The sequence below is a fragment of the Bacillus sp. AFS029533 genome, assembly GCF_002585125.1.
GTDB lineage: Bacteria > Bacillota > Bacilli > Bacillales > Bacillaceae_G > Gottfriedia > Gottfriedia luciferensis_B.
In genome coordinates this window covers 1-14,975 of the sequence record NZ_NUQC01000025.1, presented here as the reverse complement: position 1 = coordinate 14,975, position 14,975 = coordinate 1, and the positions used below count along the sequence as shown (strand labels likewise).

Annotated in this window: 18 protein-coding genes; 15 read left to right on the top strand and 3 right to left on the bottom strand. The window is 32.5% G+C overall.

Features of this window, described 5'->3' with window-relative positions; genetic code table 11:
* The first annotated feature begins 57 nt into the window (after positions 1–57).
* From COE53_RS14515 to COE53_RS14485, 7 genes are all read left to right on the top strand, one after another.
* Entirely contained in the window at positions 58–951 is an 894-nt protein-coding gene (locus tag COE53_RS14515) for an AraC family transcriptional regulator (RefSeq protein WP_069035569.1), read from the top strand.
* 145 nt (positions 952–1,096) lie between these two features.
* Positions 1,097–2,785 carry a sigma-54 interaction domain-containing protein gene (locus COE53_RS14510; protein WP_069035570.1) on the top strand — a complete coding sequence of 563 codons (1,689 nt, stop codon included), beginning with the start codon at positions 1,097–1,099 and terminating at the stop codon, positions 2,783–2,785.
* Between the two features lie 333 nt (positions 2,786–3,118).
* Complete coding sequence (locus COE53_RS14505) at positions 3,119–4,234, top strand: M24 family metallopeptidase (protein ID WP_069035571.1); 1,116 nt, start codon at positions 3,119–3,121, stop codon at positions 4,232–4,234.
* Complete coding sequence (locus COE53_RS14500) at positions 4,218–5,282, top strand: M24 family metallopeptidase (protein WP_098948325.1); 1,065 nt, start codon at positions 4,218–4,220, stop codon at positions 5,280–5,282. Before COE53_RS14505 ends, COE53_RS14500 begins: the two co-directional genes overlap by 17 nt.
* A 73-nt stretch (positions 5,283–5,355) precedes the next feature.
* The gene (gene eutH, locus COE53_RS14495) at positions 5,356–6,429 is read left to right on the top strand and encodes an ethanolamine utilization protein EutH (RefSeq protein WP_069035573.1); all 1,074 of its coding nucleotides are present in this window, start codon (positions 5,356–5,358) and stop codon (positions 6,427–6,429) included.
* Between the two features lie 379 nt (positions 6,430–6,808).
* Positions 6,809–7,708 carry a cytochrome c oxidase assembly factor CtaG gene (gene ctaG / locus COE53_RS14490; RefSeq protein ID WP_069035574.1) on the top strand — a complete coding sequence of 300 codons (900 nt, stop codon included), beginning with the start codon at positions 6,809–6,811 and terminating at the stop codon, positions 7,706–7,708.
* Between the two features lie 11 nt (positions 7,709–7,719).
* Positions 7,720–8,184 carry a DUF420 domain-containing protein gene (locus tag COE53_RS14485; protein WP_056468470.1) on the top strand — a complete coding sequence of 155 codons (465 nt, stop codon included), beginning with the start codon at positions 7,720–7,722 and terminating at the stop codon, positions 8,182–8,184.
* Positions 8,185–8,245: 61 nt separating this feature from the next.
* Here COE53_RS14485 and COE53_RS14480 read toward each other — a convergent pair whose 3' ends face one another.
* The gene (locus COE53_RS14480; RefSeq protein WP_069035575.1) at positions 8,246–8,617 is read right to left on the bottom strand and encodes a YugN family protein; all 372 of its coding nucleotides are present in this window, start codon (positions 8,615–8,617) and stop codon (positions 8,246–8,248) included.
* 176 nt (positions 8,618–8,793) lie between these two features.
* Here COE53_RS14480 and COE53_RS14475 point away from each other — a divergent pair, with 176 nt between their 5' ends.
* The 5 genes from COE53_RS14475 to COE53_RS14455 all read left to right on the top strand — a co-directional run bounded on the left by COE53_RS14475 (position 8,794) and on the right by COE53_RS14455 (position 11,822).
* Positions 8,794–9,837, top strand: coding sequence for a CAP domain-containing protein (locus tag COE53_RS14475; protein ID WP_098948324.1), 1,044 nt, complete (start codon positions 8,794–8,796; stop codon positions 9,835–9,837).
* Between the two features lie 115 nt (positions 9,838–9,952).
* A complete protein-coding gene (locus COE53_RS14470) occupies positions 9,953–10,366 on the top strand; it encodes a YlbD family protein (protein WP_069035577.1) in 414 nt (137 codons plus the stop codon).
* A 10-nt stretch (positions 10,367–10,376) separates the two neighbouring features.
* Positions 10,377–10,658 carry a YlbE-like family protein gene (locus COE53_RS14465; protein WP_069035578.1) on the top strand — a complete coding sequence of 94 codons (282 nt, stop codon included), beginning with the start codon at positions 10,377–10,379 and terminating at the stop codon, positions 10,656–10,658.
* Positions 10,659–10,732: 74 nt separating this feature from the next.
* Positions 10,733–11,305, top strand: a complete 573-nt coding sequence (locus tag COE53_RS14460; protein ID WP_069035579.1) for a histidine phosphatase family protein — start codon at positions 10,733–10,735, stop codon at positions 11,303–11,305.
* 61 nt (positions 11,306–11,366) lie between these two features.
* On the top strand, positions 11,367–11,822 hold the full coding sequence (locus COE53_RS14455) for a YlbF/YmcA family competence regulator (protein ID WP_069035580.1): 456 nt from the start codon (positions 11,367–11,369) through the stop codon (positions 11,820–11,822).
* A gap of 53 nt (positions 11,823–11,875) precedes the next feature.
* On the opposite strand, the gene COE53_RS14450 is transcribed toward COE53_RS14455, so the two are convergent.
* Positions 11,876–12,196 (bottom strand): hypothetical protein, encoded by a 321-nt coding sequence (locus tag COE53_RS14450; protein ID WP_069035581.1) that lies wholly within the window; start codon positions 12,194–12,196, stop codon positions 11,876–11,878.
* Between the two features lie 100 nt (positions 12,197–12,296).
* Between COE53_RS14450 and COE53_RS14445 the strand changes: the two genes are divergently transcribed.
* Positions 12,297–12,569, top strand: a complete 273-nt coding sequence (locus COE53_RS14445; protein WP_056468449.1) for a YlbG family protein — start codon at positions 12,297–12,299, stop codon at positions 12,567–12,569.
* A gap of 175 nt (positions 12,570–12,744) precedes the next feature.
* Here COE53_RS14445 and COE53_RS14440 read toward each other — a convergent pair whose 3' ends face one another.
* Positions 12,745–13,134 carry a DUF7147 family protein gene (locus COE53_RS14440; protein ID WP_098948323.1) on the bottom strand — a complete coding sequence of 130 codons (390 nt, stop codon included), beginning with the start codon at positions 13,132–13,134 and terminating at the stop codon, positions 12,745–12,747.
* 364 nt (positions 13,135–13,498) lie between these two features.
* Here COE53_RS14440 and rsmD point away from each other — a divergent pair, with 364 nt between their 5' ends.
* Together rsmD and coaD are read left to right on the top strand one after the other, a co-directional pair.
* Positions 13,499–14,056: a 16S rRNA (guanine(966)-N(2))-methyltransferase RsmD gene (gene rsmD / locus COE53_RS14435; protein ID WP_069035583.1), complete on the top strand. Its 558-nt coding sequence runs from the start codon at positions 13,499–13,501 to the stop codon at positions 14,054–14,056.
* A gap of 17 nt (positions 14,057–14,073) precedes the next feature.
* Positions 14,074–14,565: a pantetheine-phosphate adenylyltransferase gene (coaD, locus tag COE53_RS14430; protein ID WP_056468441.1), complete on the top strand. Its 492-nt coding sequence runs from the start codon at positions 14,074–14,076 to the stop codon at positions 14,563–14,565.
* Positions 14,566–14,975: the final 410 nt, after the last annotated feature.

The following is a 14,975-nucleotide window of genomic DNA, read 5'->3' as shown; positions in this document are numbered from 1 at the left end:
AAAATAATACTCAAATCGAATGGAAAAATGTAAGGATATTGAGGTGGATATCGGGAAATGCAAATTAAAAACTTTATGGTTGATAAAAGTTTGAAAGAATTAACTAAACATCATACTGTTGTTTTGCCATTTGCATGTTATGAAACAACGATTAAGCAAAACATTAATAGTTATATACCACTTCATTGGCATGATGAATTTCAGTTTGTTCACGTTGTTAAAGGAGAAGCAATTTTTCAAATAAATGAAGAAAATATTTTTGTTCAAGAAGGGGAAGGGCTTTTTATAAATAGTGGTTGCCTGCATATGGCAAAAGATCGGAACGATTCAGATTGTACCTATATTTGCTTAAATGTTTCTCCAAGTTTCGTTTTGTCTCAAGAACTTTATACAACCTTTGTAAAGCCTTATTATCAGGCGACTAATATCCCATTTTTATTCCTAGATCCAAAGGAGCTATGGGCCAATAGCATTTTATGCTATATTTTGAAAATCAATGAGATGATCAAACAAAATTCACCATTCTATGAAATCGATGTCAGCTTACATCTCACATTAATTTGGAAGAATTTAATTATGAATGGGATTGAATTAGAGTATGAGCAGTCGGTAGTGGTAAAGAGTAACCGAATGAAGCAAATGTTAAATTGGATACACCTACATTTTTCTGAGAAAATACTATTAGACGACATTGCAAGAGCGGGTCAATTAAGCCGATCTGAGTGTTGTCGATATTTCAATCGTATTTTAAAAACAACTCCTTTAAACTATGTAACCGATTATCGAATACAAAAAAGTTTAATATTACTACAACAACCAGAATCGAATGTAACTGAAGTTGCCTTTCAAGTTGGATTTAACAGCACAAGTTACTTTATTGATAAATTCCGAAAGTCAATGAACTTGACACCATTAGCTTACAAAAAACTAAAAATTCCAGAACTCCTTTAAAGTAAAACACAAAACATCTTTCAGTTGAAAGTTGCTTAACTGTAGCAATATGGAGCGTTAGAACTCACAGATCATAATCATGACATAAACTCATCGTAATGATAGAGTAATATGAAAAAAGATACAAATAGGTGGTGGCATTTTTATGAAGCATCTTCTTCCTAGAATAGAAGATTTGTTGCAAAGAAATTTTTCTTTGTACTCTGATATGGAGTTCAATAAAGAAGCAGCGTATATATTTAAACAGCATCATAATGAAGTCTGGATGTTAACGATCAATGAGTATCTTCATTTTAAGAGTAGGAATATAAAAGAATTTGATTGGAAAAAAGCCAGCGTATTCAATGAAAAAGCTGTTATTCAAGATGTGATTCAAGAATTGCAAACATCAGATGTTGTAGTCATTATAGATGGAGAGGAAAAAATTAAGGGCTATATCAATTCTGCTGTTTTAGTTTCCAAAGTTTTTGAATCTTATCAATATTTAGAGGCCTATTTTCGAACGATGATTGATACAATGGATGGTTCGGTCTCGATTGTAGATGAAGCTGGAAAAACAGTTGTTTGGACTCATGGTGCTGAAAGGATTTTTTCAATTCCTAAAGAAGAAATTATAGGGAATAAAATGGAGGAATTTTTTCCGAAAGATATGTTATTGAATAAAGTTACAATGGATACAGGTCAATCCTTTCGTCATAAGCAGCATAAACCACGTGAGGATCTCTTTGTCATGATTAATAGCAGCCCAATCTTCATAAATGATCGAATTGTTGGTGCAGTTGCGGCTGAAACCGACATTACGAGCCAAGTGATAATGAATCAAGAACTTATGAATGCTTCCTCCAAAATCCTACAATTGCAGAAGGAGGTTTCAAGACTGCAATTGTCACACGATTCTTTTCAACAAATTAAAGGTTCCAGTCAATTGATGAAAGAAACAATTTCGTTATCAAAGAAAATGTCTGAAACGAGTGCAAATATTTTATTACTTGGTGAAACGGGGGTTGGGAAGGAAGTCTTTGCAAAAGCTATCCATTTTTATCGTGGATCATCTTCTCCATTTATTGCTGTAAACTGTGGTGCGATAACACCATCATTGTTTGAGAGTGAATTTTTTGGCTATGAAAAAGGAGCATTTTCTGGTGCAGATGTAAAAGGTAAAAAAGGAAAACTAGAGTTGGCGAACGGAGGAACACTTTTTCTGGATGAAATTGGGGACTTACCGTTGGATATGCAAGTGAAGTTACTTAGAGTTTTGCAAGATAAAACGTATTACCGCGTTGGTGGTACAAAGCAGCTAACAGCGGGGTGTCGAATCATTGCTGCTACAAATAAGGATTTAGAAGCAATGGTTGAAGCTAATACATTTCGTGAAGATCTTTATTATCGTCTTAACATTTTATCCATTACGATTCCCCCGTTAAGGGAACGAAAAGAAGACGTAATGGAGCTCCTTCATCAATTTATCTATGAGTTTTCTTTACTATATCATCGAACGATTAAAATAGTTGACCCTCAGGTAACTTCCGCCTTATTACAATACGATTGGCCTGGAAATGTAAGAGAGATGAGAAATGTTATTGAACGATTAGTATTACTGTCAGTAGAAGGAACCATCACTATAGGAGCTTTACCTCCAAAGTTGCTACAATCTACATTGTTACCTACTGTCAATGATGACTCCTTGCAAGATGATCTAAATGATTTTGAAAAAAATAAAATCATTGAAGCCATTCAAACAGAGGAAGGGAACAAGCAAGCAGCAGCAAAAAAACTAGGAATATCTCGAGCTACTTTATATAATAAAATGAAAAAATTAAAGATTGAGCTTTAAAACAAAAAGCCTTTTCGACTAAATTAGTCCAGACGAGCGAAAAAACTCCTGGGCTGATTTAGAACATAGAAATCAAATGTTTAAGCAGTTATCTCCCATTATTTCTCCTCAATCCATAAGTAGCAACTTTTAAATAATCATACTACATATGTCATATTCCACCGTTCTGTCAAATCACTACTGTCTATACATTTAGACACAAAACGTTTAACAGTGTCTAAAAATCTTTACACTTTTTCCTAAACAATCCTCTGAAATAATAGAATATAAAAATGGCACAGAACTTGCATTAATACTTCATGTCTAATTAAAACCATTAAAGGGGAAATGATCATGAATTATCGAATGCAAGAATTACAAACATTTTTACAAAAACAAAGTATTCCAGGTGGCTTGGTCACATCACGCCAAAATATTTTTTATTTATCGAATTTTGATTACAATCCGCACGAACGATTTGTAGGTATTTTTGTCTTCCCAAATGATGAACCCATTTTTATTACACCAGCAATGGAAGTTCAAATGATAAAGGAAGCAGGCTGGAAACATCAAATCCTAAGTTACACAGATTCCGATCAACCGTGGGCACTTGTTGGTCACTTGATAGAAAGCAGAAACAAAATGAATCAATTTGCGGTTGAGAAAGATGATATCTCCTATTCTTACATTGAAAAACTGCAACAGATCTTTGGTGAAGTAGAGTTTGCATCACTAGATTCGATACTTACTGAAATGCGATTAGTAAAAGATGCTGATGAAATTGAAATATTACGTGAAGCCGCCGCTTTTGCTGATTACGGGGTACAAGTGGGTATTGATGCATTAAAAGAAGGAATCACAGAACTTGAAGTGCTAGGGAAAATTGAATTTGAATTAAAGAAAAAAGGGATTAAAGAAATGTCATTCCCTCCCATTGTTTTGTTTGGGCAAAATGCAAGTAATCCACATGGAGCTTCAGGTGACAATAAGTTAAAAAAAGGAGATACTGCGCTATTTGATTTAGGTGTGAAATATAAGGGATATTGCTCTGATATCACAAGAACAATCATGTATGGTAATCCTGGTAGCGAACTCGTTAAAATCTACAATACAGTTTTACAGGCCAATCTTGCTGGGGTGGAAGCTTCTCAACCTGGAACAAGAATTGGTGATGTTGATCTTTCAGGAAGACGTGTCATTCAAGCAGCTGGCTACGGTGATTTTTTTCCACATCGAATCGGTCATGGTCTAGGTATTGAAATTCACGAGGCACCATCTATAAATGAAGTAAATGAAGGCTTATTGAAATCAGGAATGGTCATCACTATTGAACCTGGCATTTATCTTAATAGTCTTGGTGGTGTTCGTATCGAAGACGATGTTGTCATTTCAGATTACGGTTGTGAAGTTTTAACGAAATTTCCAAAAGAATTAATGATTGTAGGAGTGAGCGATGATGAACAGAATTGAGAAAATACAGAAACAGCTATTAGATAACAATGTCGATGCAATATTAATTACAAAGAGTGAAAATCGCAGATATACGACAGGTTTTACAGGATCTGCAGGTATGGTGCTAATTTCAAAAAATGCTGCTACTTTTATCACTGACTTCCGCTATGCTCAACAGGCACAAAATGAAGTGAAAAACGCTAAGATTATTGTCCATAACGGTAATATAGAAAAAGAAGTTGCCAATGAAATCGACTGTCAAGGTCTTAAAAGGGTAGCTGTTGAGGCAAATTCCATGACATTAAAAACGTACTCCACACTTCAAGAGTATGGAAATGTACAATGGATCCAATTGGAAAATATCGTTGAAAAGGTTAGAGAAATTAAAGAGTCGTTAGAATTAGAATTAATGAGAACGGCAGCCAGCATCGCAGATAAAGCGTTTGAATATATTTTGAATGTCATTAAACCAGGGATTTCGGAATTAGAATTACGTGATGAGCTGGAATTCTACATGCGTAAACAAGGTGCAACCTCATCATCTTTTAATACTATTATTGCTTCTGGAAAGAGGGCTGCCCTACCGCATGGAGTAGCTTCCGAAAAATTGATCGAGCATGGAGACATGGTTACCCTTGATTTTGGGGCATTGTATAATGGCTATTGCTCTGATATTACGAGAACAATCGCCGTCGGAAGTTGCTCGGATGAGTTCCGTAAAATTTATCACATTGTATTAGAAGCTCTAAAACGTGGAACAGAAGGGATTCGATCTGGTGAAAAAGCGAAAACGATTGACGATTTAACGAGAGACTATATTTTAGAAAAAGGCTTCGGAAATCGTTTCGGACATTCAACAGGTCATGGTTTAGGTATGGAAGTTCACGAACCAATCCGACTTTCTGATAAAAGTGTAGAAATTCTTCAAACTGGTATGGTTGTTACCGTTGAACCAGGAATTTATATTCCAGGATGGGGTGGCTGCCGAATTGAAGACGATATTGTAGTATTAGAGAATGGTTATGAAATTATTACTCATTCTCCTAAGCACTTAATAATATTATAAAAAAAATATTGAACTGGTCATCTAATGCATTTTAAAAAAGATGACCTTTCTTTTGAATGGGGGAGTATTCGATATGAATGAAATCATTTTATATATCATGACCGGATTTATGGTCTTAGGGGCAATCGATTATTTGATGGGTAATCGGTATGGACTCGGGCAAAAATTTAAGGAAGCCTTCCAATCCATGGGACCCCTTGCCCTTTCAATGGTTGGTATGATCTCACTATCACCTGTATTAGCAAAATGGTTAACACCGATTGTATCCCCTGTCTACCAATTTCTTGGAGCAGATCCATCAATGTTCTCATCCACGTTTTTAGCACTTGACATGGGCGGTTACTCATTAGCAAATGAAATGGCTCAATCAAGTGATGCAGCTCTTTTTTCTTGGGTGTTTTTAGGAACAATGATGGGGCCAACTATTGTTTTTACCATTCCGGTTGCTTTAAGCATCGTCCATAAAAATGATCATCCCTTTTTTGCTAAAGGAATTTTAATTGGGCTTATGACCATTCCATTTGGCTGCTTAGCGGGTGGATTTGTTGCAGGATTTGGTTTTATATGGATGCTGAAAAATTTGATTCCTTCTATTTTGATTTCTGTCATGATTGGCATTGGCATGCTTTTGGCTCAATCGGTGATGATTCGTGGGTTTAAATGGTTTGGAAAAGGAATTGAAATTGTTATTATCATTGGTCTTGTTTCGATGATCATTCAAACTTTAACAGGTATCGTTATTATTCCAGGTATGATGCCGCTTTCGGAAGGCTTTGTAACAGTTGGAAAAATAACGATCATACTTGCCGGTGCCTTTCCATTTGTTTTTGTGCTTGTAAAAGTATTACAGAAGCCATTTGCATTACTTGGAAATAAGCTAGGTATGAATCAACAGGCATTAGGTGGATTCATTGCTTCCTTCGCCCATCACATTCCTATGTTTGCGACAATGCATGAGATGGATGATCGTGGGAAAGTCATAAATACTGCATTTGCCGTAAGCGGCGCATTTGTTTTCGGAAGTCACTTAGGATTTGTAGCGGGTGTGGAGAAGAACTTTGTTATTCCAATGATTGTCGGTAAACTGACCGCTGGTTTTTTGGCTGCTGCATTGGCTTTTTTAGTATCAAAACGTGGAGTAAAATGAATTATGAATAATAGAGATGTAGATTTGAATTTTAAAGGTTTAACTCATTTTGGAAAAGCAGGATGCCATATGCCCCCACAGAAAGTGTGCATCCTAGATTTTCATTCACTATAAATACCAATCATTTAAGAATGAATAACGTTTTCAAATCGTATTTTAATTTGAATAAACCGTTATTACTGTTATATAATTTAGTAGTATAATAGTTTGGATAATTTCATTAAATATTATATGATAGAAGTAATGTTTAAATTTTTTTTGTCTTTGTGAAGTTTTTGGTTAAAGTTCTAAATCTACTTTATATTTACATCGTCCAATATTATTTAAACATTAGGTAAAAATAATAAGTGTGAATAGAATAATTAAAGGGTGTGCATTCATGATTAGCTTAGGGATGTTCGGGTTTAAAGCACTTTGGAGTCCATATTTATTTGTGTTTTTAGTTTTAGTGATTTTAGCTTATTTTTACATAATTAATAAATTTAAAGATAAAAACCATGTTACTGAGACTAAACAAAAGGTGTATTTCGTAATTGGAATATTGTTAGTTTACACCGCACAAGGCAGTCCAATCGATTTAATTGGTCATATCATTTTTAGTGCACATATGACTGAAATGGCAGTATTATACTTAGTTGCACCGATCTTTCTTATTAATGGTATTCCAGATTGGTTATGGAGAAACATACTTAAACCAAAATTCGTTAATTCGTTTTTTACTTTTGCTACAAAACCATTAATTGCTTTACTTATTTTTAATGTAGTATTTTCGATTTACCATTATCCATTAGTATTTGATACTGTAAAAACGAATAATGTCTATCATTTCTTATTTACAAATATATTATTTTTCATGGCAGTATTTATGTGGTTTCCTGTTATTAATAACTTACCTGAGAGACAAACACTTTCTGATATCCAAAAAATCGGTTATATGTTTGGAAATGGTATTTTATTAACACCAGCATGTGCACTTATTATTTTTGCAGGACATCCATTTTACGCGACTTATAATGATCCAGTATTATGGAGTAAAGCGATGGAACTTTGTGTATCGCCAGATTTATTAAAATCGCTAAATATTTCAGGCCCAGAAGTATTTAACTTTATGTCAGCAAGGGAAGATCAGCAGGTTGGCGGAGTTATCATGAAAATTATCCAGGAAATAGTTTATGGATCTGTTATTGGTTATAATTTTTTCAAATGGGCTAAAAGAGAACAAAATGGAAATAAAATTGATCCAATCAGTAGTAATCCGTTATTGCTTAAAAAATCGTAGGGGTGGAAATTTTGAATTCGTTACCAATTTTACCAACAATAAGTACAAGCTTTATTGTAATTAGTGCAATATTAGTTGCAATCGGCTGGTATCTTATTGCAAAAAGAAATATCGAGGGACATAAGAAAGTTATGTTCTTTGCTGGAGTCTTTGCACTTTCGTTTTTCATTGTATACGCAACGAGAACAATCTTTATCGGAAATACTTCTTTTGGGGGACCAAAAAGTTTAAAACTGTATTATCATATATTTTTGTTTTTCCATATATTCTTAGCAACAACTGGAGGAGTATTTGGTCTAGTGTCAATCATTTCAGGATATAAAAACAAATTAAAACTACACAAAAAAATTGGACCGATTACTAGTATTATTTGGTTTTTTACTGCAATTACAGGTGTATTCGTCTATTGTTTATTATACGTTTTCTACAAAGGTGGAGACACTACTTCAGTTATTAAAGCTGTTTTAGGATTTTAATTAAAAAATAAAAGAGTGAGTAAAAGAAGTTGTACTTCTTTTTACTCACTCTTTTTAATAATTATAGAATAATGAACTTGCTTACTAGAGAAATTTGCTCTTCAGCTTTTTTAAGTAATTCTTTACTTTTATCAACAATACTTTCAGGGAAGTTTTCGCCTTCTCCATACTCTACACCGTGAGGATAATAGTATTTACCTAAAAGTGGAGTAAGTAATTGGATTTTACCTTTACTTGACTCTACATGTCCTTCTACTGCGAAACCTTGAACGCGTAAGTAGTAGATTTCATTACGTTGTTCAAATTTATAATCGTAAGTTACTCTTTCGTAATCCCATTGACCAGCAAGGACAAAGCCTAATTCTTCCATGATTTCAGTTAATAAATTTACATTTAATACATGGTTTTCTAAATTTGTATTCTCAAATTTCATGTTATTACCCCCTAAATTACTTAGAAAAAATCCCTATTAATATAATATTATCTATGACAATAATTAGCAATGAAAAGCTGATAAATGTATTTTAACTAATTTATATATTTTTTTGAATAATTTGGCTACAATGGATATATACACATAGAGTTAACAATTGGGAAGGGAAGATCTAAATGGAAAAGCTTATAAAACTTTTCTTTTTTACAATAAGTTTTATAACAGTTTTTATGTTCAGTCCACTAATTAAAGATTGGATCACCAATATTTCATCATTTAAACAATATCAAAAAGTAGAAGAAGTGAATATGCCAATGATCGAAAATGCAAGTACTGAAAAAATTACATACTCCGTTTCTCAGTATATTGGTAAAAGTGAACAAGAAATTTTAAAAACCTTTGGTAAACCGTCAAGAAAGGTTCCTTCTCAATATGACTACGATTGGCTTGTTTATGATAAAGATGCTACGAAGTATACTCAATTTGGTGTACTAAATGGCAAAGTTGTAACAATTTTTGTTGCTGGTAATAAAGTTGATATAACCCCATTTGTGATGGGGAGCCACTATGAAGAAACAATGGATAATGTGGCATTACATGAAAAAGTCTCTTTCTCGATATTAAGTAATCAATACACATTTAAATTATCGACAACCGATTTACATGAACGTCCACTTGTTTCATTAAATAATTGTTTTGCTCAACTTTATTTTGACCGTTTTACTGGAAGTTTATTAGGTGTTCGATATTTATCTCCAGAAACTTTAGTTAAGCAAAAACCGTACGAGCTAATTTATAGTGGAAATCTAATAAATGCAAAAAAATTAAATACATTGCAAGAAGCAATTGTTGATCGTGAAGAAGAGAGACAGATATTTAACTTAACGAATGTTTATCGTAAAAGAATGAATTTAAGCACTTTAACTTGGAATGCTGATGCTGCCAAAGTAGCTTTAGGACATAGTAAAGATATGGTTCAAAATAAATATTTTGATCACTATTCTAATTTATATGGTAGTCTAGCTGATCGTTTAAATGATGGAAATGTTCCTTACAGAATTGCTGGCGAAAATATTTCTGCTAATTATGTAGATGGTATAGCATCTGTATATGGATGGATTAATAGTAAAGGTCATCGTGTAAATATGTATAAAAAAGAATATACTACACTAGGAGTTGGGGCCTTTAATAAATATTACACCCAAAATTTTATAAAATAATAGCGAAATCAAGCAAAAGCGAAAGTTTGTGCTTGATTTTTTTATTTCCATACAAGCACAAAATTATTCGAAAGACATAATTTTGTAGTAAATGCTTTTAATTGGAGTGATATGAATGGTAAATGAAAATAATCGTCCATCTATCGAACAATTTAGGCAATTCGTTATGGAACACCCAAAACTTCGTGAGGAAGTAAAAACGGGTAAAAAAACATGGCAACAATATTTTGAAGATTGGTATTACAAAGGTGAAGACCATGAAATGTGGGATGAATATAGAAATGATACTAATACAAAATCTCAAAAGAAAACTGCCAAAACGGAACAATCAGAAGAAGGATATGTTGGAAAAGTAATTTCTTTTGTGAAAAATTTAGATCCAGATCAAATTCAAGGCCACTTAACAAATGTAAATTCTACTTTAACTAATATTCAACAGCTTATATCACAATTTAAATCTCCTGCTGCTTCAACTAATCAAAGAGAAGAAAAGCCAGCGTCACAACAATTTAATTTTAGACAGGATTGAGGAGATCTAAGTGAGAAAAGATGTATTAGAATTTCTTCAGAGTGAGGAAGATTATTTGAAGTTTTTGAGACAACAACCTAAATGGTATCGTAAACTTTCTAGAAATCCTGAGCTTACTGATGAGTTTAGACTGGCTTCCCTTGAGTTTTTTGGTAAAACTATTCCACAACGAGTTGATAAATTGTCAAATCAAGTTCAAATGGCATCATTTATGATTGACATGTTTCATGTATTAAAGGATCAACAAAGTACTAGTAGTGAATCCTCTGATACTGAATCAAATGAAGATTAAAAAGGATAATAATTCAATCTGTCATAGCTTTTTGCTACAATGAAGAAAGCAAGTTTTAAAAAGGAGTAGTAGTTATGACAGAAATTTGTTTAGTAAGGCATGGACAAACAGATTGGAATTTTAACAATATAATTCAAGGAAGAGAAGATATTCCTTTAAATACGGTAGGTAAACAACAGGCAAATGATAGTGCATTGTTTTTAAGTGATCAAAAGTGGGATCGGATTATTACAAGTCCTTTAGTTAGGGCGAAACAAACAGCACAGGCAATTGCAGAGTTTTCGAAAATTGATGAGATTATAGAGGATGAACGATTTCTAGAAAGAGAATTTGGTGAAGCTAGTGGAAAACCTATTTCCGATGTTCATGAAAACATTTATAATAATAATGTAGAAGGTATGGAAACAAATGAAGAATTAATTGATCGAGCCTTTAGTGCATTAAAAGACATTGCCCAAAATTATGAAGGTAAACGAATTGTAATTGTTGCACATTCCCATACGATTAAGGCGATTCTACATGCGATTGATCCTGAGAAAGTTAATTTTAGGACAAAATTAAAAAATGCTTGTGCAAATTTTATTGAATTTAAAGATGGTAAATGGAAGATAAATGAATTTAATATTTCTGATCACATAAAAGCTTAGGACAAGTTCTTTTATTTACGGAATTAAATGTGATATAGTTTATTCTTGGAGGTGTAAGGAAATGTATGCAACAATGGAAACCTTGCAACTTATATCAGTCTCAGAAGAACTTGCTTCAATGATCGTGCAATCGGATGTTGCAGATCAGTATCGAACTTCATATATTGCATTAAATAATGATAAAACTGCGCAAGAAATTATTAGCCGTTTTATGAAGACGAAGGATTTATATGAGGATGTTCAACGATTTGGAAAATATCATCCAGATTATAAAGAAATTCGTAAAAAAATGAGTGAAGTTAAAAGAGAACTTCAATTAAACGATACAATCGCTGCTTTTAAGCATGCGGAAGATCAAATCCAATTACTTTTAGATGAGACTAGCTATTTAATTGCTCAAGCTGTTTCGCCTTCTGTAAAAGTTCCAGCGGGTAATCCATTCTTCGTAAATACAGGTGGAGGATGTAGTACTGGTGGATGTGGCACAGGTGGAAAGTGCGGATGTAAAACGAAGTAATCAATCATACTGAAAGGCTCATTATTTAATAATGAGTCTTTTTTTTATAAAATTCATTTTCTGAACCTAGTACAGTTAGCGCAATTATTTCCACAACAAAACATTTTTTTATTTGGAACGTAAAATCGATGTTTAAATACGAAATTATTATTATTTTCTTTACGAATAAATTCAATTCGGTAAATTAGTTTAAAGTGTTCAGTAATGGTTTTAGCGCAATCAATCAGTAGTTTTTTAATCGCTTCTTCAGTCTGTTGACGGTCTGTCTGAATATATAGAAAATTGACACCACAAATTTGTTTGTTTGAAAAGTGATTAATTTGTTTATAATTTGAAATGCAGTTAAAAAATTGCTCCCAAACATCATCTAACATAATTTTCAATCCTTTCTAAAAACTATTTATGAAAGTTTCGTTGCAAAAGAAATTTGGGATATGATATTCTATTTCTAACGGATTTTTAAAGGAGAAAGCTATGTTCGTGCAAAGACAAGGTATTATTATTTATTTACAATCATTAAAACAAGCAAAAATGTTACGTAAATTTGGAAATATTCACTTTGTCTCTAAACGTTTGAAATACGTAGTCCTATATTGCAATATGGATGATATAGATCGAACAATAGAGAGATTGAAAAAATTTCATTTTGTGAAACGAATTGAATTGTCATATAAACCTTTTATTAAGACTGAGTACGAAAATGCAAAACCAGACGAAGCAAAGGAATATGATTATCAAGTAGATTAAAAACGATTGAATGGATAATTAATTTAGAAGGTTAACCTATCTGAATTAAAAACCGTTCAATCGTTTTTCTTGTGGTATGGTTTGAGAGGTAAGGGATAGGTAAAAAACTATCCCTAATATTCTTTGTACTATATGAGAAAGATTAGAAAATAATAAATTCTATTATTTGGTCTAATTATTTCATTGGTGGAATTAAGTGATTTAAGCGTAAAATTCCGATAATATATTGATGGAATAAATCGTTTTCATGAAATGAGCTTGAGTGTCTAATTTGTAATGTGATGATTTCTTTGTTTAAAGTTGTAGCTAATTCTTCAAACAAGACTTCACGTTTTGTAACTGAGTCGTCTTTTAATGTGATTCCTTCTCTACAATAATATATTGGTTGGAATTCGCCAATAGAAGTAGGGCTTAAGATAACTGCAAAAGAACAGCATTTTGAGCCTTTATTTTCAGCTGTTAATTTAAGTAAAAATTTAACTCTATCTTTTTGCGATTTAGCAATATCAAATAGTTCATATAAATCTGAGTATCCTTCTCCAATTTCAATCATGCGTTGGATCATGAGTGTTCCCCCTTAAAACGTAAATACTTTATGAGTATTTCAAACAAAGTATGGTAATAAATGCAACATTTATTCTACAGGATAAAAGCATAAAAAAAAACCCCGCAATTGCAGGGCCCCTCTTATTAAAGTGTAATCACTTAAAAGAAGGCAAAGGGAGAGGAGAAACCGGAGGAAGAACTTATGGGGAAACGTAAGTCTTCTCCGCGGTTGGCAACAACATCAACTGAGATGTTGTTAAAATTAATTATTTCCAAAGTGGATGATTTTATACATTAGTAGAAGAATATGGAAAAATGTTTTTGTTTTAGTGAAATTATGATAGGATATTTTCGTAAATTGAAATATATAGTAGGTGTAAATTATGAGAGTAGTGTCAGGAAAAAATAAAGGATTAAGTTTAAAGGCAGTGCCTGGTATGAGTACTAGACCGACAACCGATAAAGTAAAAGAAGCAATGTTTAATATAATTGGACCTTACTTTGAAGGTGGTATTGTATTAGATTTATTCGGTGGTAGTGGTGGACTATCAATTGAGGCTTTAAGTAGAGGGATTGAAAAAGCGATTATTGTAGATCGTGAAATGAAGGCGATTAAGACGATTAAAGAAAACTTAGCAACTTGTAACCTAACTGATTGTGCTGAAGTATATCGAAATGACGCTGAAAGAGCTGTTAAAGCGATTATTAAAAGAGAGATCCAATTTGATTTAATTATTTTAGATCCTCCTTATAAAAAGCAACAAATCGTATCATTAATTGAAACTTTTGATGAAAAAAATCTACTTTCATCAGATGGAACAATTTTAGTAGAACATGCTACAGATGTCGAATTACCTGAAAAAATAGGGAAATTTGTACGAACAAAAGCAGAAAAATATGGAATTTGTGGCGTATCAGTGTATCATATTTGTATGGAGTAATTTTTAGGGGGTACAAGATGAAACGTATTGCTGTTTGTCCTGGTAGTTTTGATCCAATTACATTAGGACATTTAGATATTATTAAACGTGGAGCAAGAGTGTTTGATGAAGTAATAGTTGTCGTATTAAATAACTCGGCCAAAAATTCTTTATTTACTTTAGAAGAAAGAAAAGAATTAATTACGGAAGCTACGAGTGCAATTCCAAATGTACGCGTTGATTCATTTAGTGGGCTATTAATGGATTATGCGAAAAAAATAAACGCTTCTGCAATATTAAGAGGCCTAAGAGCAGTATCAGACTTTGAATATGAAATGCAAATTACAGCAATGAACAAAAAATTAGTTGATGAAATTGACACGTTTTTTGTAATGACAAATAATCAATATTCATTCCTAAGTTCTTCAATAGTAAAAGAAGTCGCAAAATACGGTGGAAATGTAAAAGATTTAGTACCAGATTGTGTAAATAGCGCATTAACAGAAAAATTTTTGAAACCTCAAGTTTAATATAAGCTTAAGTATTTATATATAATTTATAAATGAGTAGACAACATAAAAGAAACCTCAAGTTTATTTAAAACTGAGGTTTCTTTTATATTGTCGTATTATTTGAGCATTTTTATATTATTTAAAAACGCTAGTAATTTTTATTCTTGAGAAGTTATTTAAGAGTTAATTATATAGAAAAATAAGTTCAAATGTATATTATAATAAGTTTTGTTCGATCTTAATTGAACTACAAACTAATTAACAATCAGTTACGTTAATCTAAGTAAAGGATATTAAATTAAGTTTTTTAGTGTAACCATACTTTTGTTGAATAAATTGATTGGAACGAAGGGATGCTCGACTCCTATGGGATATGCGGGAAGGCTGAGACCCCACAGGCTCGCCGAGGAGGCTCAGGTCTCGCCCCA

Excerpts from the sequence above, each read along its gene's own strand:
- COE53_RS14515 (WP_069035569.1), top strand. The coding sequence starts at position 58 with ATGCAAATTAAAAACTTTATGGTTGATAAAAGTTTGAAAGAATTAACT.
- COE53_RS14510 (WP_069035570.1), top strand. The coding sequence starts at position 1,097 with ATGAAGCATCTTCTTCCTAGAATAGAAGATTTGTTGCAAAGAAATTTT.
- COE53_RS14505 (WP_069035571.1), top strand. The coding sequence starts at position 3,119 with ATGAATTATCGAATGCAAGAATTACAAACATTTTTACAAAAACAAAGT.
- COE53_RS14500 (WP_098948325.1), top strand. The coding sequence starts at position 4,218 with ATGATGAACAGAATTGAGAAAATACAGAAACAGCTATTAGATAACAAT.
- eutH (WP_069035573.1), top strand. The coding sequence starts at position 5,356 with ATGAATGAAATCATTTTATATATCATGACCGGATTTATGGTCTTAGGG.
- ctaG (WP_069035574.1), top strand. The coding sequence starts at position 6,809 with ATGATTAGCTTAGGGATGTTCGGGTTTAAAGCACTTTGGAGTCCATAT.
- COE53_RS14480 (WP_069035575.1), bottom strand. The coding sequence starts at position 8,617 with ATGAAATTTGAGAATACAAATTTAGAAAACCATGTATTAAATGTAAAT.
- COE53_RS14475 (WP_098948324.1), top strand. The coding sequence starts at position 8,794 with ATGGAAAAGCTTATAAAACTTTTCTTTTTTACAATAAGTTTTATAACA.
- COE53_RS14470 (WP_069035577.1), top strand. The coding sequence starts at position 9,953 with ATGGTAAATGAAAATAATCGTCCATCTATCGAACAATTTAGGCAATTC.
- COE53_RS14460 (WP_069035579.1), top strand. The coding sequence starts at position 10,733 with ATGACAGAAATTTGTTTAGTAAGGCATGGACAAACAGATTGGAATTTT.
- COE53_RS14455 (WP_069035580.1), top strand. The coding sequence starts at position 11,367 with ATGTATGCAACAATGGAAACCTTGCAACTTATATCAGTCTCAGAAGAA.
- COE53_RS14450 (WP_069035581.1), bottom strand. The coding sequence starts at position 12,196 with ATGTTAGATGATGTTTGGGAGCAATTTTTTAACTGCATTTCAAATTAT.
- COE53_RS14445 (WP_056468449.1), top strand. The coding sequence starts at position 12,297 with ATGTTCGTGCAAAGACAAGGTATTATTATTTATTTACAATCATTAAAA.
- COE53_RS14440 (WP_098948323.1), bottom strand. The coding sequence starts at position 13,134 with ATGATCCAACGCATGATTGAAATTGGAGAAGGATACTCAGATTTATAT.
- rsmD (WP_069035583.1), top strand. The coding sequence starts at position 13,499 with ATGAGAGTAGTGTCAGGAAAAAATAAAGGATTAAGTTTAAAGGCAGTG.
- coaD (WP_056468441.1), top strand. The coding sequence starts at position 14,074 with ATGAAACGTATTGCTGTTTGTCCTGGTAGTTTTGATCCAATTACATTA.